We start from the raw sequence: 18,116 nt of genomic DNA, 5'->3' as shown, positions 1-18,116 counted from the left end.
ACCGACCCCCTCGCCCCCGTCCTCGGCGCGGGCTGGGACGGCAACCCCTACGCCTACGCCGGCAACAACCCGCTGAACACCACGGACCCCACCGGCCTACGCCCACTCACCGACGACGAACTCAAGGCCTACGACCAGTCCGCCGGGAGCCACTGGGAATATGTTGTCGCGGGACTTGCCGTGGCGGGCGGCGTTGCGGCGCTGTTCGTCCCCGGGCTCAACCTTATTGCGGCAGGAGCTATCGCCGGGGCTTTGACTTCGGGTGGCCTCACGGCCTACTCCCAAAAAGCGCAGAACGGTTCTGTCGACTGGTGGTCAGTCCTCGGTAACACGGCAGTAGGTGCGGCCACTGGTGCGGCGGGTGGCGGCGCAGCCATGTGGACCAGGACCATCCTTGCCGGCGCCCCGGCAGGCCAGGCCGCTGCCGCGTTGGGTGTAAGCGGAGGTGCCAACGGTGTCCTCGGAGCCGGTGCAAGTGGGGCGAGCTACATGGTTCAGAATGGCGGGCAAATCAATAACGGTTGGGACTTCGCTGGCAAGGTTGCCGGTGGTGGCTTTGCCGGGGCCGTCGGCGGCTTGGCCGGGCCAGCCGGTGGAACGCTCGCGAGGGGTATGTCGTTTTCGGCGAGCGGGCTGGGTGCCAAGGTCGGAACTGCCGCCATCAGCGGCGTCGGTGCAGGGGTGGGTTCCATGCTGGAAAACATGGTTTCAGGGGACCCGGTTGATCCCGCGAAGGCTGGTATAACGGGGCTGTTTGGCGCCGGTGCCTCCGGTATATCGAGCGGGATTGCTGCGGGCGCTTCCGCTCTGCCCCCGGGGCGGATTCCCGTCCTCAGCCAGCACGGTGTGGACACGCTGAAGCAGATGCCGTACTTTGCTCCACGAACTATGAGCGGCATGTTCAACCCGCAGCAGACGAATACTGCAGGATTGTGGAATGGTGGCACCGCGGGTGCCGCCGTCGGATTTGGTGGGGACCTCTTTCAAGGCCGTCTCGGCTGGTAACGAAGGAGGCTCAAGAAAGTTGGTAATTGTGGCAGAAAGTCGTCGGCGTCCTTGGAAAGGCTCGCTGATCTTCAGCGGGGTGGTATTGCTGGCCACGATCTCGGTGATGGTCTTTGTGCCAAATGAGCAGCTGGCGCTGGAGATCAGCGTCTTACTGGCGGGACTGGCCGTGGGTACCTTGTTTTTGCGGTTCGGTGTGCCCCGGCCATGGATGGGCTCCATCGTTCTCATATTGTTCGTGGTTGTCTGGTTCGCCTTGGGCGCGGCTGGGTATGCGTGGTTTGGCGGCTTCCTCGCGGGAACGTATGTGGGAGTCGCTTGGGGGCGTGCTTCTAAAAACCGCACCGTAAAGCCGGCGGCGCCCTGGACAGTGGATGAGCAGGGATTCGGCACAATGGCGGAAGCCCGGCGCGCGGCCGGTGAGGCGTTGCATGCTTTGGACGGGAAGAAACGGGGGCGTCTGTTCGTCGCGCATGGCGCCGCACGTTTTGAAGTTGCCGGTGGTGTTGGGCTGGGGCTTGTGTGTCATCGGAGCGCCAATGCTGCCGATGAAGGGTCATGGGCGGTAATGGTGCGGCCGGGCCAGGTCTCCGACGAGTCTGTAGAGATTCAAATGGGGAAAACAAAGGGTCTTATGCCTTTGCGGTTGGTTCACGACCCAGCCCCCGTTGAGGCGGCCTTGGCTGATTTCTTTGAAAGTCCGCGCTCCTCCTCGTACGGGCCGGAATGGATGACTGGTCCTGAGGCTGAGGCAACGCGCTTAACGGCCTCTTAGCAAATGCGCTGTGGTTACCTGCTTGGAGAGCTTGCTGTCTTGCCGGTCTTTCTTGCCGCAGTGCCGGTAACCCAGTTGAGCCGGCTGACGCCGTACAGTCCTGAACGGCTCCCGTTTCCCGGCTGGTTGTCATTCGGTCAGGCGCGGAACGCAGGCTTTGGCCGGTGATGTCGTTCCGGGCGAATGGATGGACTATCCGTATGGCAGGCCGAGGTGCGATCAGGAACAACGAACGCGAAAAATAGGCGGTCCTCAAAGCGCGAGTCGGGGATGAGCTACTTTGTCTTTGGCGTGGCCGTTCTGTGCGGGACGCTTGCCTTCGTGACGCATATCTTGAAAACCAATCGGGCTGTTCGACGATTTGAAAGGCGCAGCGTGCCGCCTTGGTCGTTCTTTGTTGTCTGACCGAAGATTTCCGTGCGAGGCGGACCCGCAACCTTGGCAATGACTCGCTCGGGCGGGTGACCATCGCCGGGTACGATCCGCGGGGTCGAGCGGACGGTGCTACTCGGCGGACGGTCGTTGTCGTTGCCGTTTCGTGGCCGCCCGTTGTTCCTTGGCGGCGAGGCGCCGGCGGTTGGAGCCGCGGGTAGGTTTGGTTGCTCGGCGGCGGGCAGCTTCCGGCGTAAGACCTTCTGCCAGGAGGTCTGCGAGCTTGGCGAGTGCAATCTCGCGGTTGCGCAGTTGGGAGCGCCGCTCGGAGGCGGTCACGGTGATCACCCCGGCGGTGATTCGTCGGCCGAGACGCGTGAGCAGCATCAGCCGCTGGCCGTCGTTAAGGGCGGTGGACTCTTGAACGTTCCAGGAGAGCTCAACGCGGCTGTCCGAGGTGTTGACGTGTTGCCCGCCTGGCCCGGATGAACGCGAGAACCGCCAGGCGAGCTCCGACGAGGGAACCGTGAGCGCGGCCGACACCTCCAGATCCATGCAGACCAGCTTTGCACAATATGGGCGAGATCGAACCTTTCGACCCCTCGCGCGGTATGATCCTGGGCGTCCAATCCTCGCCAGGGCACTTTTCGGCTTGTGGCCTAACGTGGACAAGTCAGTTGTGCTTTAGTAAAGCCATGGCTGCTCCCATTGAGGACTACGCGCTGCTGTCGGATCTCCAAACCGGGCCTCTGATCTCCCGGAACGGGAGCATCGACTGGCTCTGCTTCCCGCGGTTCGACTCCCCGTCGTTGTTTAGTTCCCTGGTCGGAGTCGAGAGTCATGGCCGCTGGCTCCTGGCTCCTCGCCAGTCCGAAGCAGCAGTGGTGAAGCGGCAGTATGTCGATTCGACATTTGTGCTGGAAACAGTGTGGAAGAGCTCCACGGGACTGGCCCGTGTCACGGATTTCATGCCGGTGGGGCATACGGGTTCGTCAATTCTGCGCCGGGTCACCGGGCTGGAGGGGCGGGTCGAGATGTGCCAGGAACTCATCATCCGTCCCCGCTACGGCACGGTGGTGCCCTGGTCCAGGCGAATCCAGGATGGCGCGGCTCCCGGTGGAATGGTGCTTTTGGCCATGGCAGGCCCGGACGCCGTCGCGCTGCGGGGACCGCACTTGCCTGAGGCCCACGCACATGGCCACTCGGGTGATTTCCGGGTAGCGGCAGGAGAGATTGTCGACTTTGAACTGACGTGGTTTCCTTCACACCGGCCTGTCCCTCCTGCGGTCGACGTCGACGCAGCACTCGAACAGTCCATCGATTACTGGACGCGATGGGGCAGCCACTGCCGTTCGGACGGTCCATACGGGGGCGCGGTGAAGCGGTCCCTATTGGTGCTCCGGGCGCTGACAAATTATGAGACAGGTGGCATTGTTGCCGCGCCGACAACCTCCCTGCCGGAGGAGTTCGGCGGGCCGCGGAACTGGGACTACCGGTTCTGCTGGCTGCGTGACGCTGCCTTAACGCTGGAGTCCATGCTTACCCACGGCTATGAAACTGAGGCCCTCCAGTGGCGCAACTGGTTGCTCCGGGCCCTCGCCGGCGAGCCCGAAGACCTGCAGATCATGTATGGCATCGGCGGAGAACGGGACCTGCCGGAGAGCGTCCTGGACCATCTGCCCGGTTATCAGGACTCACGGCCGGTGCGCATTGGAAATGCTGCAGTCGCCCAGTTCCAGGCCGACGTCGTGGGGGAGGTGATGGTGGCGCTTGAAAGGCTCCGCTTGGCTGGCGGCAAGGAAGACCACTTCTCCTGGGCGCTGCAGCAAATCCTGCTCGGCTTCGTTGAAAAACACATCGAGGACAAAGACTTTGGTCTTTGGGAAATGCGGGGAGAACCGCAATTCTTTACGCACTCACGGGTCATGATGTGGGCCGCCTTCGACTGCGGCATACGTGCAGTCCGGAACCACGGCCTGGACGGACCAGCTGACCACTGGGAACGCCTGCGCGGGCAGCTTCGGACGGAAATACTGCGCGAAGGATTCGACGCGGACCTCAACTCCTTCACGCAGACGTACGGCGGAGGGCAGACCGATGCAGCCCTGCTCGTCATGCCCCAGGTTGGGTTTCTGCCCTACGATGACGACCGCATGCTGGGCACCGTTGCGCGGCTGGAGGAGGAACTCCTCACCGACGACGGCCTGTTGTTGCGGTACCGCACCGAGACCGGCGTCGACGGGCTGGACCCGGGGGAACATCCCTTCCTGGCGTGTTCCTTTTGGCTGGTTGAGCAGTACGCGCGCACGGGCCGCAGGTTCGAGGCGAGGAACCTTATGGACAAACTCGTGGGCTTCTCCAATGAACTCGGCCTGTTGAGCGAGGAGTACGCCACGAAGGAGGGTCGGATGGCCGGCAACTTCCCGCAGGCCTTCTCGCACCTGGCCCTCGTTCGGGCAGCTGATGCCATGCACGGTGTGGATCTGCTGAGCTTGGCTACTGAAGCCAAAGCCTGACACTTTGACAGTGCCGGCGGGACGCCAGCCACGGCTGTCCACGAAGGGCCAACCCAAAAGGGTAGTTTAAACCATCCCGAATAGGTGTTTTATCTGCCTGCAAACGGCTGAAAGATGGATCTCAGGCCCACCCTTGGGAGGGAGTGCATTTGACCGCCATTTGCTGACCCCTCCCGTGACGGGCTGAAGATTCAACCGCTGCCCGACTGGGGCCGCGGGCATCGTCACCCGCTCGGCAGAGGCTTCACCGGCGAGCACAGCAGAAAGGCAGATCCAATGAGCAAAACCTTCCAGCCCACTGAACTCTTCAAGGGGAAACTAGACGAAGCTCCGCTCGGCCCTCCCTTGGCCGAGGTGATAGGCGACGAGATTCCAACGAGGATTGGCGTCCCCTTCACCAGCGACGACTCCCGCATCCTCTCCGGGGTCTGGGAAGCCGAACCGGGCCTTTCGCGGTGGGAGTTCTTGGAGCGCGGCGAGGTCATTCACGTCCTCGAAGGGCGCATGGTGGCCACCGAGGATGGCGGCGAACCGGTCACCCTGGAGGCGGGAACCGCAGGCTTCTTCCCCATTGGGTGGAAAGGAACCTGGGAAATCCAGGAACGCATCCGGAAGTTCTTCGTGATCTTCAACGCCTAACCGGCGCAGGTTCGGCGCCAGCAAAGGACACGGCTTCGGTATGCCGGTCGTGAGGAGCCGGGGTGCGGACTCGCATCCCGGTCCTCCGGCTAGTGCAAGATGGCGCTGATCTCCGCGCGGACCAGCCGTTCGGCCAGTTCGCCAAGGTCCAGGTTCAGGACAGCCTTGAGGGCGCGTGCCATGTTGGGGGCTGCGGCGAGGAATTCGGCCAGGCCCGGGTCGGTTTCCAGCTCCTGACCAAGTTTTTCCCTGACGTCATCGGCGGTCCAGTGGCTGTCGGTGTGCTGACTGGTGAGTACCGTCCTGCTGTTCATTGCACTGCCCTTCCTTCGCCTTGTGCATTGGCTTTGCCATAAGCGACTTTGCCGGGCCGGGCTCAAGAATCGGGCAGGCAATGAACCAGATTTGAACAGGTTTTGGCCAAGTTTCCCTAAAGACCCCGCTCGGTGGAGGACGACGTCCTGGCGGGGCTGGAACTGGATCCAATCTCCCTTGGTTGTGGGACTAATTCGGCCGTTGACGCAGTTATGCCCTTGGGACCCAACAGGGCTGCGCGCACGCACCCCGCTTCGCTGACCACGGGAATGAGATTAATGACGACGACGACTGCCGAAGGAGTCGGCTTCCGTTCCCGGCGGGGACCCATCCTTATTGCCCTGATGCTCTCGACAGGTTTGGTGGCGATCGATTCGACGATCGTTGCGACGGCGGTGCCTTCGATCGTGGATGACGTTGGCGGATTCACTTCCTTTCCGTGGCTCTTTTCGGCCTATCTGCTGGCGCAGGCTGTCTCGGTGCCGGTCTATGCGAAGCTCTCGGACGTCGTCGGCCGTAAACCGATCATCCTCAGCGGCATCGGCCTTTTCCTGTTCGGTTCGATTCTCTGCGGAGTGGCCTGGAGCATGCCGGCCCTTATTGCGTTCCGCGTGCTCCAGGGCCTGGGCGCCGGAGCAGTCCAGCCGGTGGCGATCACCATCGCCGGCGATATCTACACGCTGACCGAGCGGGCAAAGGTGCAGGGCTACCTTGCCAGCGTGTGGGCGGTCTCGTCCGTCGTTGGACCGACGCTTGGGGGCGTGTTCTCCTCGCTGGGCATCTGGCGTGGCATCTTCCTGGTGAACATCCCGCTTTGCCTGCTCGCCGGGTGGATGCTGATCCGGACGTTCCACGAGAATGTGGAGCGCGCGAAGCACCGGGTCGACTATCTGGGGGCGGCACTGCTGACATTTTCCCTGAGCCTGCTCGTCCTTGGCGCCCTCGAGGGCGGCCAGGCGTGGGCCTGGAACTCCTCCATCAGCATCGCCGTCTTTGCCGGCGGAGCTCTCCTGTTCGCCGTATTCTTGCTCGTCGAGAGGCGGGCAGCGGAGCCGGTCCTGCCGCCGTGGGTCGTGTCCCGCCGGCTGCTGGCGACGACGGCGATGATCTCGTTCGGCGTCGGCGCGGTCATGCTAGGCCTCACCTCCTACGTTCCGACGTTCCTCGAAGGAGCCCTCCGGACCTCCCCGATTTTCGCCGGTCTCGCCCTGGCGGCACTGACCGTCGGCTGGCCGATCAGTGCGTCCCAGGCGGGCCGGTTCTACCTTCGGATCGGGTTCCGGAGGACCGCCCTGATCGGCGTCACCGTCACGGTAACCGGGACAGCCGTTCTGGCCCTCACTGCCTCCGCACCCAACATATTGGTGGCAGCGGCAGGTTGCTTCGTCGTCGGACTTGGACTGGGGCTGGTGGCGACACCGAGCCTCATTGCCGCCCAATCAAGCGTCGAATGGAATGAGCGCGGTGTAGTCACCGGAACCAACCTTTTTGCGCGTTCGATCGGCAGTTCCATCGGCGTCGCCGTTTTCGGGGCCGTGGCCAACGCGATCTACGCCGGTGCCCCCGGCGGCGTTTCCGATCCGCAGACAATCGTGTCGGCGTCGACCGCCGTATTCCTGGCCGTCCTGGTCTGTGCAGTCCTAACCGTTGCCGCCGTTATCGCGATGCCTGCCGCGGACAGCAAGAGCACCGCCCCGGAGGCGGCCGCCAAGGCCAATGCGGCATCCGCACAGGACTAGGGCTACGCTCAGCCGCTGTGCACCGCCGCCCGCTGCCTCTTCGCGCGGACAGTTCGAACAGGCTGTGGGCGGGTGACGGCCAGGATCATGCCGACCCCGGCCATCGAGGAGACCATGGCGGAGCCGCCGTAGGAGATAAACGGCAGGGGCACGCCAATAACCGGGAGCAGGCCGGTGACCATAGCGATGTTTACGACGGCCTGACCGATGATCCAGGTGATCACGCTGGAGGAGACAATGCGGGCGAACGTGTCCTGGGTCCGGGCTATGACCTTGAAAACAGCGATGCCGAGGACGGTAAACAGCACGAGCACCAAGAGAGTTCCAGCCAGGCCTAATTCTTCGCCAAGTATGGTGAAGATGAAGTCGTTATGGGCTTCGGGGATCCAATTCCATTTTTGCCGGCTCTGACCCAGTCCCACTCCCAGCCAGCCGCCGGAGGCCAGGGCGTACTGGCCGTGCAGCGCCTGGTAGCCGACCCCCTGGGAATCGTCAGCGGAACCTGCACCAAGCCACGACGAAATGCGGGACACGCGGTTACCGCTCGTGGCGGCCAGGATAAGGGAGCCCACAGTACACACAATTCCGGCTACACCGAAGACCTTCATCCGTACGCCGCCGTAAAACATCGTGGCGGCCAGGATCATCATGATGATCATGGCCGTGCCCAGGTCGTGGCCCAGGGCGACAAGCCCGATAATGAGGGCGCCGGCCGGCAGGAGCAGCGGGACGACGGCGTGCTTCCACTCATGCAGCAGGGCCTGCTTGCGGGACAGAACGGCCGCTGCCCAGAGGATGAGTGCGAGCTTCGCGAACTCGGAAGGCTGGACCGTGAACCCGCCGAACCCCAACCAGTTCCGGTTGCCGTTCACGGTCATGCCCAGCGGCGTGAACACCAAGCCGAGGGCAACGACGGCAGCCCCCAGCAGCGGCCAGGCGAGCCAGCGGACGTGCCGGGTCCGGAGACGGGCCAGGCCGAACATGATTGCTATGCCGGCTGCCGTCCACATGCCCTGCTTCAGCGGAAGGTCGTAGGGGTCCCGGCCGGCCGCCACGGACTCCACCGACGACGCGGAGGCCACCTCGATGAGGCCGAGAGCAGCCAGTACCAGCACAACCGCCAGGATGACAGGCCGCGTGCGGTCCCCGGACTCATCACCGAGCAGCCGTCCGATGCGGAGCAGAATATCGCCGCGACCCGTCACACTGATCGATGGATGCTTGGCGGTCATGTAGCCATCACTTTTTCCTTCCCTCGGGTCGGCCCTGCTCCGGGCCGTTCCGGGAAGAAGAAACCCACCGGGGAGAAATCATACGTCCTGGTCGGCGGGATCCGGTGCTTTGCCGGACTTGGGGTCATCCCCCGTACAGGTGCCTGCGCCGTGGCTGCCTGACCGGGGGAGCGGAACAGAACTGCTGGAGGTCGGCCACCAGCCGGAAGTACCGGTCGGATTCCAGGGCCGCGAGTGCTGCGTCGTAAGCCGCTTCATACGCGGTTCCCTGGGTGGTGTGCGGGTGCTGGAGGTTGGGCACGGTCCGATCGTGCGCCGGTGCGGAGCGGCTGAGGGGAGCCAGGGACTCGGTGAGCCATGCCAGCTCTGCCCGGAGCCCATCCACCGCAGCCCTGTTGAACAGCCTGCGGTCCCCGAGCGCGGACCACACCCGGCCCGCCGCGGCACTCATGGCATATGAGGCGTCCTGTGCTCCGGACCGCACGCTGGGGTCATAGCAGAGCAGCGCGGCAACCTGATCGACAAGGAAGGATGACGCGCCCGGCTCGGCTTGGTGATGGGTTTTCTCCAGAACTTTCAGCATTTTCTGTCCCGACTGTCCCGATGCCCGGGCCGGAGTATGGCCCGGATGACTTCTCGCCTTAGGCTCTCTCCATGGTGACCCGCGCATCTGAGACGCGCATGAGAAGCCTGTGAGGGTCTTCTCACACGCGCTCCAACTTAAAGCTGGACACGGTGCCGCGGCTGTCTATGCTGATGCTTGCAAGCAAGCTCACCGTGAGGCGATGGATATCGCCATGAGGAGGGTAGGGCAATGACTGAAGGTATGGGCAGGGTGGTCTGCGACATCACCGTCACGGCCGACGGATATTCGGCCGGGCTCAACCAGACTGAACAGCGCCCGTTCGGCGACGACGGCGGCGACGGTTCCGGTGACGGACTGCACGGCTGGATGTTCAAGACTCCCGACGAAAATCGGGCGGAGATCGACCAGATCATTGCCGCCAAGGCATTCATCATGGGCCGCAACATGTTCGGCCCGGTGCGGGGTGAGTGGGACCGGCAGTGGAACGGCTGGTGGGGCGACGATCCGCCCTTCCATGCCCCGGTATTCGTGCTCACGCACCACGCGCGCGAACCGCAACCGATGGACGGCGGCACCACGTACCACTTCGTTACAGACGGCATTGAGTCGGCGCTGGCCCAGGCGCGCGCGGTGGCCGGCGACGGCGATGTGGCGATCGGGGGCGGCGCGACCACGGTCAACCAGTACCTCGCTGCCGGCCTGATCGACGAGCTGCGCCTGCACATTGCACCGCTCACGTTCGGCGCCGGCACCCGGCTGTTCGAGGGCGTCCCGCCGCTGAAGCTCGAGCAGGTGCATTCGCGCGCAGCGACACTGGTCACGCACGTGACCTACCGTGTGCTGACCTGACCTGGTCAGCGATGAACCGGTGGCAGCGATGAACCGGTGGCAGCGGCGAACCGGCGCGTGCAGGTTTAGCTCAGGTAAGCGTCGGCCACAGACAGTGCCTCGTCCAGGATAGCCAGGCCCGCGGCGGCATCAGTGTCGGTCACATTGAGGGGTGGTGCGACATTGACACGGTTGCCCTGGACCAGCGGCAAAAGCCCCCTCTTCAGGCACGCCTTGGCGACGGCGACCATCGGCGCGTTGTCAGCAGGTGAGGCTCCTGCGGGCACGAGCGGCTCTTTCGTCTGCCGGTCGCGGACCAGCTCCAGGCTCCAGAGGCCTCCGATGCCCCGTACATCCCCGACGGACTCGTGATTCTCGGCAAGCTTCCTGAGTGCTGGTCCAAGGACGTCGGCGCCGAGGCGGGCGGCTGCGGCCGCGGTGTCTTCCTCGTGCATGGCGGTGATGGCGCCGACGGCTGCTGCGCAGGCCAGAGGGTGGCCGCTGTACGTCATGCCCGCCGGGTAAGGGCGCTTGGTGAACATGTCATAGATCGCGTCACTGACCAACACGCCGCCCAGCGGAACGTACCCGGAGTTAACACCCTTCGCGAACGCCAGCAGGTCGGGTGCCACACCATCGTGGTCCACCCCGAACCAGGCTCCCGTGCGGCAGAAGCCAACCATCACCTCGTCGGCGATATAGACGATGCCGTGGCGGTCGCACAACTCGCGAACCCCCCGCAGGTAGCCGGGTGGCGGCACGATGACCCCCGAACTGCCGATGACCGATTCCAGGACCAGGCCGGCGATCGTCGACGGGCCTTCCAAGAGGATCACCTGCCCGAGATGGGCCAGCGCCCGCTCGCATTCCTCCTCCGGGGTGCGGGATCCGAAGGCCGACCGGTACAGGAAAGGGCCAAAGAAGTGGACAGCGCCCGCCGCGCCCGTGTCCGAGGCCCAGCGGCGCGGGTCGCCGGTGAGGTGGATCGATGTGCTGGTCGAGCCATGGTACGAGCGGTAGGCGGCGAGCACCTTGGGCCGTCCCGTGTAAAGGCGCGCCATCCGCACCGCATGCTCGATGGCCTCTGTCCCGCCGGTGGTGAACAGCACGTGGCCGAGGTGCTCCGGCGCGACCTCCACTATCAGGCGCGCTGCCTCACCCCGGACATCGGATGCGAGGCCGGGTGCGAGGGTGCACAAGCGGTCAGCTTGCTCCTTGATCGCAGCGACGATGCGGGGATGCTGGTGGCCGAGGTTGGTGAACACCAGCTGCGAGCTGAAGTCCAGGTAGCGCCGTCCATCGGCGTCGAAGACGTGGCTCCCTGACCCGCCGATCAGCGTCGGCACCTCGCGCGGCCCCTGCACGGTCCAAGGGTGGAAGACCAGATCGTCGAGATTCATGACATGCTCCGTTGCTTGAGTGCCGGGCGGATCACTCCACGTCTTCACCATGGCACCTTCGTGCGGCAGTTTCCAGAGCACTTATCCCTCCGGCAGATGCGGTGCACGGCCCTGCGCTCCAGCACGCCGGGAAGGGGAATGCGCGGCCCCTTGAACGGCCGGTCGCTCCATGGCTAGCATTGCCGGCACGGGCGTCGACGGCACAGCGTCCCGCCAGCCAACGTCGATCAGATCGAGGAGACGGACATGGGCGAGGCAACGGCAGAGACGTCATCAGCGGACCTGATGGTGGACCTCATCATTTCCCTGGACGGGTACGCCTCGGCCGAGGGGTGGCCGGGCTGGTGGGGTTTGGAAGGTCCGGAATACCTGGGCTGGCTCGAGCAGGAGGGGGAGAAGGGCTACACGTTCCTCCTGGGGGCAAACACGTATCGCGTGATGTCCAGCATGTCCGGGGAGGCCGCGGCCGAAGGCTCGGGATTCTCCAAGGATGAGGGGGCCGCCCTGACCGGCCTCGAGGCCGTGCCCAAGGTGGTCTTCTCCTCCACCCTGCAGGCACCCCTGACGTGGCCCAACTCGGAGCTGGTCACTGGCGACGCCGTCGAGGCCGTGAGGGAGCTGAAACGGACCGGGACCAGGCCCTTGAGCACGCTTGGCAGCCTCAGCCTCTGCCGGTCGCTGCTGGTCGCTGGCCTGGTGGACCGCTTCCGGTTGGTCGTCTTCCCGGTGATCACGGGCCGCACGGGCAGGGAACGGATCTACGACGGCTACCCGGACGTCGCCCTCGAGATGGTTGACAGCAGGACCTTCGACGGCAGGCTCCAGCTGCTTGAGTACGTCCCTACCGTGCTCAACGGGCCGCCAGGCAGTCAGATCTGAGTCAATACGTTTCAAGCCACCATTCCCCCGAACAGGCCTCGTCACGAGGCCCGTTCACGGCCTTTTGTGCCATGGGCCGCAGGGAGTTTTCCGACCCTTGACGGCTTGCCCTGGGCTTGGCATGGTGGAATTTGGATGGAGGAGGCGACCACCATGCAAGAGAAGAGCTGGTCGGTGAACATCGCAATCGACGAACACGAAGGCCAGACGAGGGCCACGGCGCGGTTGCGGGCCGGGAACAGGCCTGAACTGGAAGGTGTCGGGATGGCCAGGCTGAACCCGGCAGACTCCGATTACCCCGATATCGGGGATGAACTGGCGACGGCCCGCGCTCTGGCGGACCTGGCGCATCAGCTGATTGAGGTCACCGCGGCCGACATAGAGAAGGTCACCAAAGCCCCGGCGCATCTGCGCGCTTAGCCCGGCAAAGAATGCTTGGACGAGGGTGGGTGCAGGCCCGCACGCGCCTGGAGGACGGCCTGTGCAACGTCTTTTCCTGCTCGCCTTTTTCGGCGGACCCAACATCGTGGCACCGTATCTTCCGCAGCCGGTACTGGGCGGGGTGCTACGGAACCCTTCAGGCCATGTGGAAGCACCGCGGGGCGGTCGTGCAGGGCGGACAGGCCGGGAAGCTCGGGCGCCGGGGCCTCGGCTACCTTCTGGTGCTCCAGGTCCTTCTTCCGCTGTTCGCGCCTGTCGTTGACGTCGTCCGTTGTCACGGCTCTGTCGGGTGTGCATCTCCGCTGGCAGCGCATGGAACGGTACGGCAGCCTGCGGGTCCCGCCTGTTCCCCAGAGGGAGCCTGAGGCGGAGCAAACCCGCGGCGTGTGAATCAGCGTTGCCGGCCGGGTGGGTGCTGCCTTCCCCGCCCGGCCCGGCTGTCTGCTAGAAGTTGAACTTATCCACGTTGTCGGCGGTGAAGACCGTGGGGTCCCCGAGCAGGACAACGCCGTTGGCCCCGACTTCGAATTCGCCCATGTCGCCGGCCTTGAACTTTTCGCCTTCGGCGCCGGTGATCTGGCCGGAAGCGAGGGCAGCGCCGGCGTACGCGGTGAGGTAACCGAGTTTCTCGACGTCCCACAGAGCGAAGGACTTCATGGTGCCGTTCTTGACGAATTCCTTGAGCTGGCTGGGGAAGCCAAGGCCGGTGAGCTGGACCTTGCCCTTGTACTCGGATCCGGACAGGTACTGCGCCGCGGCAGCAACGCCAACAGTGGTGGGGGAGATGATGCCCTTGAGCGTCGGGTGCTGCTGCAGCAGCGCCTGGACTTCCTGCTGCGACTTTTGGGCGTTGTCATCGCCATAAACCGTGGCCACGAGCTTCAGCTTGGAGTACTCGGGCTTTTCCAGTTCCTTCTTCATCAGCGCGATCCAGGCGTTCTGGTTGGTCGCGTTGGCCGTGGCCGACAGGATGCCGATGTCCCCGCCGTCGGCTCCGATGGCTTCGGAGATCAGCTTCACCTGGGTGGCGGCGATGCCTTCTGCCGTTGCCTGGTTGATGTAGATGTCACGGCATTCCGGATCGGTGTCGGAGTCGAAGGTCACCACCTTGGCGCCGCCGCTGCGTGCCTCGTCCAGGGCCGAGCAGATCGCCTTGGGATCGTTGGCCGACGTCGCGATGACGTCCGTTCCCTGCTGCGTGAGGGTGTTGATGTAGCTGACCTGGCTGGAGGCGCTGGCCTCGGACGGCCCCACTTCGGAAAAGACGCCCTTGAACTCGCCGACAGCTGTCTTCCCGCCGCGGTCCGTGACCGTGAAGTAGGAGTTGTTCAGCTGCTTCGGCAGGAACGCGATCTTCAGGCCCTCCTTCAGGGGTGCGTCCGGATTCGCGGAAGCGGTGGCGGTGCTTCCGCCCGCACCGCCGCTTGATCCTGAATTGACCGTCGTGCCGCCGCAGGCCGTGAGCGCCAGGGACAGTCCCGTAACGAGGGCGACGACGATCGGCGTGGCCCGGCGGGCCCCTGGCTTGGAGCTGAGTTTCATTGTTTTGCCTTTCAACTGAACATCGTTGTTGTTGGTATGGGACCGCGGGCTAGGGGGTGCTGGACCTGCGGGAGAGGGTGCGGCTCCACGCAATGGCATTCGGGGCCACCACCGCGAGGATCAGCAGGCCGCCGGTGAGCATGGACAGCGTGTCCTCGGGGACGCGGGCCAGCTGGAGTGCGTTGCGCAGTATGCCGAGGAGGACCACACCCGCGATGACGCCGGGCAGGTTTCCTTTGCCGCCGAAGATCGACACGCCGCCGAGCAGGACGGCCGCGATGACGGACAGTTCGAGGCCTGTGGCGTTGTCGCCGCGGGCGCTGCCGTAGCGCAGGGTCCACCAGATGCCGACGAGCGCGGCCACGGCACCGGAGATGATGAAGAGCCAGAACTTCGTTTGCGCAACACGGATGCCGGCAAAGCGGGCGGCCTCTTCGCTGTAGCCGATGGCGGAAAGTGACCGGCCGAACCCGGTGAAGTGAAGAACGACGCCGAAGATGATGGCGAGGATGACCACGGGGATAATCCACACCGGGATGCCTGAGGCGCCGATCTTGGCCTGCAGGCCGCTGGTAATGGCCCGCGGGAAGCTGGTGACTGCCTGGTCGCCGAGCACCACAAATGCCAGGCCGCGGTAGAGCGCCAGGGTGCCGATGGTGACAGCGAGGGAAGGCAGCCCCAGCACGGAGACGAGGACGCCGTTGACCGCACCCGAGACTGCGCCCAGCACAATGCACAGGGGGATGATCAGCTCCAGCGACAGGCCGGCGCCCCACAGGGATCCGAACACACAGCTGACGAATCCCGCGACGCTGGCCACGGACAGGTCGATCTCCCCGGTGAGGATGATCAGGGTCATGGGAAGAGCGAGCAGGAGGATGGGAATCAGGTCGATGAGGAGGAACCCGGTGTTGCGGGGCGAAGCGAACCCCGTCACCGTTGCCGAGGCGACCGCAATGCTGAGGAGAACGGCGATGATGATGGCCGTGTCCCAGCTGCGGAGGAAGCCAAGGCGCGGGGCTGTGTCACGGACGGCCGCGGGCCGCGTTGTTTCAGCCAGCATGTTTGTCGTGTCCTCTCAGGCGGCGCTCGGTGCGCAGGGCAAGGTAACGGTCGAGGGCGATGGATGCGAGGATGAGGGCCCCGATCATGGCCCGCTGCCAGAACGGTGAAACCCCCAGGACGGGCAGTGCCGAGGTGATGGTTGTCAGGAGGACGGCACCGATGGCTGCCCCGTAGACGGTGCCCACGCCGCCGGCGATAGCCACGCCTCCGACGACGGCCGCTGCCACGACGTTGAGTTCCAGGCCCTGGCCGGCCGTCGCGTCGAGGTTGCCGTACTTGGCTGCGTAGATGACCCCGGCCAGTCCGGCGAGGGCTCCGGAGATGGCGAATGCTGTGAAGACCTTCCGGCCCACGCCGATTCCGTACAGCCGTGCCGCCAGAACGTCCGAGCCGATGGCGTAGAACTCGCGTCCTGAGCGGTAGTTCCGCAGGTAGAGGCCGAAGGCGATGACGACTGCCAGTGCGATGAGAGCCAGGTACGGGAGGCCGAGCACGGCTCCGCTCCCGAGCGCCAGGAAGGACTCCGGCAGATTGGAGGGGTTGATTTGCTGACCCTGAGCCCAGGCAAAGTCGACGCCGCGGAAGATGTACAGGGTTCCGAGAGTGACAACGAGCGAAGGCACCTTGGCCACGGCGATCAGCGCACCGTTGACGGCCCCAAGGAGGGCTCCGAGGCCGATGCCAATGGCCAGCATCGCGATGACCGGCAGGTCGGGCAGAGCGATGAAGATCTTGCCGGTGGCGAAGGCGGTCAGGCCCAGGACGGACCCCACGGACAGATCGACGTTCTTGGTGACGATGACGATGGCCTGGCCGACCGCGAGGATTACCAGGATCGAGGAATTCAGCAGGAGGTCCTTGGTGCTTTGTGCACTGAGGAACCGGGGATTGGCTGCCACTGTGGCCGTGACAAGAATTGCCAGCGCCAGGAAGACGCTGAACTCGCGTGAGCGGGTCAGCGTTCCAAGCCACGCCGCGGACGGCTGGCGGTTGAGGGCTAATGTTGTCACGCTGGGGTCTCCCTGGTGGAAGGATCAGCTCCGGTGGCTGCAGTCATCACGGTTTCCTCTGTTGCCTCGCTGCGGCTGAGCTCCGCCGTGATCCTGCCTTCGTGCATGACCAGCACACGGTCGGACATGCCCAGGATTTCCGGCAGTTCGGAAGAGATCATGAGGACGGCGAGGCCCGTTCCGGCGAGTTCGGAGATAAGGCGGTGCACCTCCGATTTCGTGCCGACATCGATGCCGCGTGTGGGTTCGTCGATGATCAGGACCTCGGGGCCAGTGGCGAGCCATTTGCCGAGGACGACCTTTTGCTGGTTGCCGCCGGACAGGGTGGAGATCGGGGAAGTCGGTGCTCCTGCTTTGATCTGCAGTTTCCTGGCCCATTCCCTGGTGGACTGGGCCTCCGCCTGGTTCGTCAGGAGCCCGAAGCGGCTGAGTTTCTTCCGCAGCGTCAGTGTCAAGTTGCGGCTGACGTTCAGTTCCATGACCAGGCCCTGTTTGCGCCGGTCTTCGGGGACGAAGCCGAGGCCGGCCGCCATGGAGTCCCGCGGGGAGAGCGGTTTCAGTGCCTTGCCGCGGACCTGGATTGCGCCTGAATCGTACTTGTCGATGCCAAAGATGGCCCGGGCAACTTCGGAGCGTCCGGCTCCGACGAGGCCGCTGAGCCCCACGATCTCGCCGGCCTTGACGTTGAAGGAGATGTCGGAAAAAACACCCTTCCGGCTGAGGCCCCTGACCTCAAGGGCGACGTCACCGATGACCGTGTCCTGTTTGGGAAAGAGCGACGCCACGTCACGGCCGACCATTTGCCGGATCACTTCGTCGACGGCGAGGCCAGCGGCCGGCGAGGTTGCCACGTGCGCGCCGTCGCGCATCACGGTGATCCAGTCCGCCAGGGCGAAGACTTCCTCGAAACGGTGGGAGATGAACAGAACGGCGGCGCCGCGTTCCTGCAGGGTGCGGGTCACGGCGAAGAGCCGGTCGACCTCCACTCCGCTGAGCGCCGCAGTCGGCTCATCCATGATGAGGACCCGGGCGCTGAGGCTGATGGCCTTGGCGATTTCCACGACCTGCTGGTCGGCAATGGACAGGCCCTGCGCGGCGCGGTCGGGATCGATTTTGACGCCGAGCTGGTGGAAGAGCTCCAGGGCCTGCTGGCGCATGGCTTTCCGGTCGATGCGCCGGAGGGATCGGACCGGCTGGCGGCCCATGAAGATGTTTTCTGCGACTGTCAGATCGGGGAACATGGTCGGTTCCTGGTAGATCACCGCAATCCCGGCTTCGCGGGCATGAAGTGGGTCGCGGAAGGACACCTCTTCACCGTCCAGGAAGACCTGTCCGCGGTCCTGCTGGTGCAGCCCTGCGAGAGTCTTGACCATGGTGGATTTCCCGGCGCCGTTCTCGCCGACCAGCGCCGTGACCTGTCCCTTGTGGAGGCTCAGATTTGCACCGCGCAGCGCTTTGACTGCGCCAAATGACTTGTGGATATCGCGCAGTTCCAGGACCGGGGCGGCTGTGGCTGCGGTGTTAGGGCTGCTTCGGAGATCGACGTCGTAGCTGTCGTCCATGGCCGCTACTCCTTCTTATGAATCGATTCATCTGTGAATCTCCTCACACGCTAGGGCACCTCTCCGGCGGCTGTCAATAGTCCGCGTTGACTCATGGGAAAGGTCCGCGTAGCGGGATACGTTGCCTCATTGGAAAAGGTCCGGGAAGAGGCGAGGCGCGGACATCCTTGAGGGATGGGACTGACGATGAGCCAGCGCAAGGCCGTCACC

Annotated in this window: 17 protein-coding genes; 8 read left to right on the top strand and 9 right to left on the bottom strand. The window is 64.6% G+C overall.

Going from position 1 to position 18,116, the window contains the following annotated elements; translation table 11 throughout:
• Together ARGLB_RS23770 and ARGLB_RS21340 are read left to right on the top strand one after the other, a co-directional pair.
• Positions 1–1,005 (top strand): RHS repeat-associated core domain-containing protein (locus tag ARGLB_RS23770; protein ID WP_003806218.1); only part of this gene is annotated, 1,005 nt, incomplete at its 5' end.
• Positions 1,006–1,033: 28 nt separating this feature from the next.
• A complete protein-coding gene (locus ARGLB_RS21340) occupies positions 1,034–1,780 on the top strand; it encodes a hypothetical protein (RefSeq protein ID WP_245531588.1) in 747 nt (248 codons plus the stop codon).
• Between the two features lie 504 nt (positions 1,781–2,284).
• Here ARGLB_RS21340 and arfB read toward each other — a convergent pair.
• Positions 2,285–2,707: an alternative ribosome rescue aminoacyl-tRNA hydrolase ArfB gene (gene arfB / locus ARGLB_RS21335; RefSeq protein WP_003806216.1), complete on the bottom strand. Its 423-nt coding sequence runs from the start codon at positions 2,705–2,707 to the stop codon at positions 2,285–2,287.
• Positions 2,708–2,847: 140 nt separating this feature from the next.
• Between arfB and ARGLB_RS21330 the strand changes: the two genes are divergently transcribed.
• Positions 2,848–4,668 carry a glycoside hydrolase family 15 protein gene (locus ARGLB_RS21330; RefSeq protein WP_003806215.1) on the top strand — a complete coding sequence of 607 codons (1,821 nt, stop codon included), beginning with the start codon at positions 2,848–2,850 and terminating at the stop codon, positions 4,666–4,668.
• Positions 4,669–4,944: 276 nt separating this feature from the next.
• Positions 4,945–5,307: a cupin domain-containing protein gene (locus ARGLB_RS21325; RefSeq protein ID WP_003806214.1), complete on the top strand. Its 363-nt coding sequence runs from the start codon at positions 4,945–4,947 to the stop codon at positions 5,305–5,307.
• Between the two features lie 89 nt (positions 5,308–5,396).
• On the opposite strand, the gene ARGLB_RS21320 is transcribed toward ARGLB_RS21325, so the two are convergent.
• The gene (locus ARGLB_RS21320; RefSeq protein WP_003806213.1) at positions 5,397–5,621 is read right to left on the bottom strand and encodes a hypothetical protein; all 225 of its coding nucleotides are present in this window, start codon (positions 5,619–5,621) and stop codon (positions 5,397–5,399) included.
• 279 nt (positions 5,622–5,900) lie between these two features.
• On the opposite strand from ARGLB_RS21320, the gene ARGLB_RS21315 reads away from it, so the two are divergent.
• The gene (locus tag ARGLB_RS21315; RefSeq protein ID WP_003806212.1) at positions 5,901–7,361 is read left to right on the top strand and encodes an MFS transporter; all 1,461 of its coding nucleotides are present in this window, start codon (positions 5,901–5,903) and stop codon (positions 7,359–7,361) included.
• 8 nt (positions 7,362–7,369) lie between these two features.
• On the opposite strand, the gene ftsW is transcribed toward ARGLB_RS21315, so the two are convergent.
• Positions 7,370–8,593 carry a putative lipid II flippase FtsW gene (gene ftsW / locus ARGLB_RS21310; RefSeq protein WP_003806211.1) on the bottom strand — a complete coding sequence of 408 codons (1,224 nt, stop codon included), beginning with the start codon at positions 8,591–8,593 and terminating at the stop codon, positions 7,370–7,372.
• A gap of 124 nt (positions 8,594–8,717) precedes the next feature.
• A complete protein-coding gene (locus ARGLB_RS21305; RefSeq protein WP_003806209.1) occupies positions 8,718–9,176 on the bottom strand; it encodes a CHAD domain-containing protein in 459 nt (152 codons plus the stop codon).
• A gap of 231 nt (positions 9,177–9,407) precedes the next feature.
• Between ARGLB_RS21305 and ARGLB_RS21300 the strand changes: the two genes are divergently transcribed.
• Positions 9,408–10,028, top strand: coding sequence for a dihydrofolate reductase family protein (locus ARGLB_RS21300; protein ID WP_003806208.1), 621 nt, complete (start codon positions 9,408–9,410; stop codon positions 10,026–10,028).
• 65 nt (positions 10,029–10,093) lie between these two features.
• Here the strand turns inward: ARGLB_RS21300 and ARGLB_RS21295 are convergent, their stop codons facing one another.
• A complete protein-coding gene (locus ARGLB_RS21295) occupies positions 10,094–11,458 on the bottom strand; it encodes an aspartate aminotransferase family protein (protein ID WP_083839722.1) in 1,365 nt (454 codons plus the stop codon).
• Between the two features lie 195 nt (positions 11,459–11,653).
• Between ARGLB_RS21295 and ARGLB_RS21290 the strand changes: the two genes are divergently transcribed.
• Both ARGLB_RS21290 and ARGLB_RS21285 read left to right on the top strand, forming a co-directional pair.
• Complete coding sequence (locus ARGLB_RS21290; RefSeq protein WP_003806205.1) at positions 11,654–12,286, top strand: dihydrofolate reductase family protein; 633 nt, start codon at positions 11,654–11,656, stop codon at positions 12,284–12,286.
• Positions 12,287–12,439: 153 nt separating this feature from the next.
• Positions 12,440–12,706, top strand: a complete 267-nt coding sequence (locus ARGLB_RS21285) for a DUF1876 domain-containing protein (protein WP_003806204.1) — start codon at positions 12,440–12,442, stop codon at positions 12,704–12,706.
• Positions 12,707–13,171: 465 nt separating this feature from the next.
• On the opposite strand, the gene rhaS is transcribed toward ARGLB_RS21285, so the two are convergent.
• The 4 genes from rhaS to ARGLB_RS21265 are packed head-to-tail and all read right to left on the bottom strand — an operon-like array spanning position 13,172 to position 17,906.
• A complete protein-coding gene (gene rhaS / locus ARGLB_RS21280) occupies positions 13,172–14,269 on the bottom strand; it encodes a rhamnose ABC transporter substrate-binding protein (protein WP_003806202.1) in 1,098 nt (365 codons plus the stop codon).
• Positions 14,270–14,318: 49 nt separating this feature from the next.
• Entirely contained in the window at positions 14,319–15,332 is a 1,014-nt protein-coding gene (locus tag ARGLB_RS21275) for an ABC transporter permease (RefSeq protein WP_003806201.1), read from the bottom strand.
• Positions 15,322–16,344, bottom strand: coding sequence for an ABC transporter permease (locus ARGLB_RS21270; RefSeq protein WP_003806200.1), 1,023 nt, complete (start codon positions 16,342–16,344; stop codon positions 15,322–15,324). The genes ARGLB_RS21275 and ARGLB_RS21270 overlap by 11 nt, the downstream gene beginning before the upstream one ends.
• Positions 16,341–17,906, bottom strand: a complete 1,566-nt coding sequence (locus ARGLB_RS21265) for a sugar ABC transporter ATP-binding protein (RefSeq protein WP_003806198.1) — start codon at positions 17,904–17,906, stop codon at positions 16,341–16,343. The genes ARGLB_RS21270 and ARGLB_RS21265 overlap by 4 nt, the downstream gene beginning before the upstream one ends.
• Positions 17,907–18,116: the final 210 nt, after the last annotated feature.

The sequence above is a fragment of the Arthrobacter globiformis NBRC 12137 genome (genome assembly GCF_000238915.1).
GTDB classification, from domain to species: Bacteria; Actinomycetota; Actinomycetes; order Actinomycetales; family Micrococcaceae; genus Arthrobacter; species Arthrobacter globiformis.
This window is presented reverse-complemented; position numbering and strand designations above follow the sequence as displayed.

Coding starts and splice junctions, on each gene's coding strand:
- arfB (WP_003806216.1), bottom strand. CDS start 2,707: ATGGATCTGGAGGTGTCGGCCGCGCTCACGGTTCCCTCGTCGGAGCTC.
- ARGLB_RS21330 (WP_003806215.1), top strand. CDS start 2,848: ATGGCTGCTCCCATTGAGGACTACGCGCTGCTGTCGGATCTCCAAACC.
- ARGLB_RS21325 (WP_003806214.1), top strand. CDS start 4,945: ATGAGCAAAACCTTCCAGCCCACTGAACTCTTCAAGGGGAAACTAGAC.
- ARGLB_RS21320 (WP_003806213.1), bottom strand. CDS start 5,621: ATGAACAGCAGGACGGTACTCACCAGTCAGCACACCGACAGCCACTGG.
- ARGLB_RS21315 (WP_003806212.1), top strand. CDS start 5,901: ATGACGACGACGACTGCCGAAGGAGTCGGCTTCCGTTCCCGGCGGGGA.
- ftsW (WP_003806211.1), bottom strand. CDS start 8,593: ATGACCGCCAAGCATCCATCGATCAGTGTGACGGGTCGCGGCGATATT.
- ARGLB_RS21305 (WP_003806209.1), bottom strand. CDS start 9,176: ATGCTGAAAGTTCTGGAGAAAACCCATCACCAAGCCGAGCCGGGCGCG.
- ARGLB_RS21300 (WP_003806208.1), top strand. CDS start 9,408: ATGACTGAAGGTATGGGCAGGGTGGTCTGCGACATCACCGTCACGGCC.
- ARGLB_RS21295 (WP_083839722.1), bottom strand. CDS start 11,458: ATGGTGAAGACGTGGAGTGATCCGCCCGGCACTCAAGCAACGGAGCAT.
- ARGLB_RS21290 (WP_003806205.1), top strand. CDS start 11,654: ATGGGCGAGGCAACGGCAGAGACGTCATCAGCGGACCTGATGGTGGAC.
- ARGLB_RS21285 (WP_003806204.1), top strand. CDS start 12,440: ATGCAAGAGAAGAGCTGGTCGGTGAACATCGCAATCGACGAACACGAA.
- rhaS (WP_003806202.1), bottom strand. CDS start 14,269: ATGAAACTCAGCTCCAAGCCAGGGGCCCGCCGGGCCACGCCGATCGTC.
- ARGLB_RS21275 (WP_003806201.1), bottom strand. CDS start 15,332: ATGCTGGCTGAAACAACGCGGCCCGCGGCCGTCCGTGACACAGCCCCG.
- ARGLB_RS21265 (WP_003806198.1), bottom strand. CDS start 17,906: ATGGACGACAGCTACGACGTCGATCTCCGAAGCAGCCCTAACACCGCA.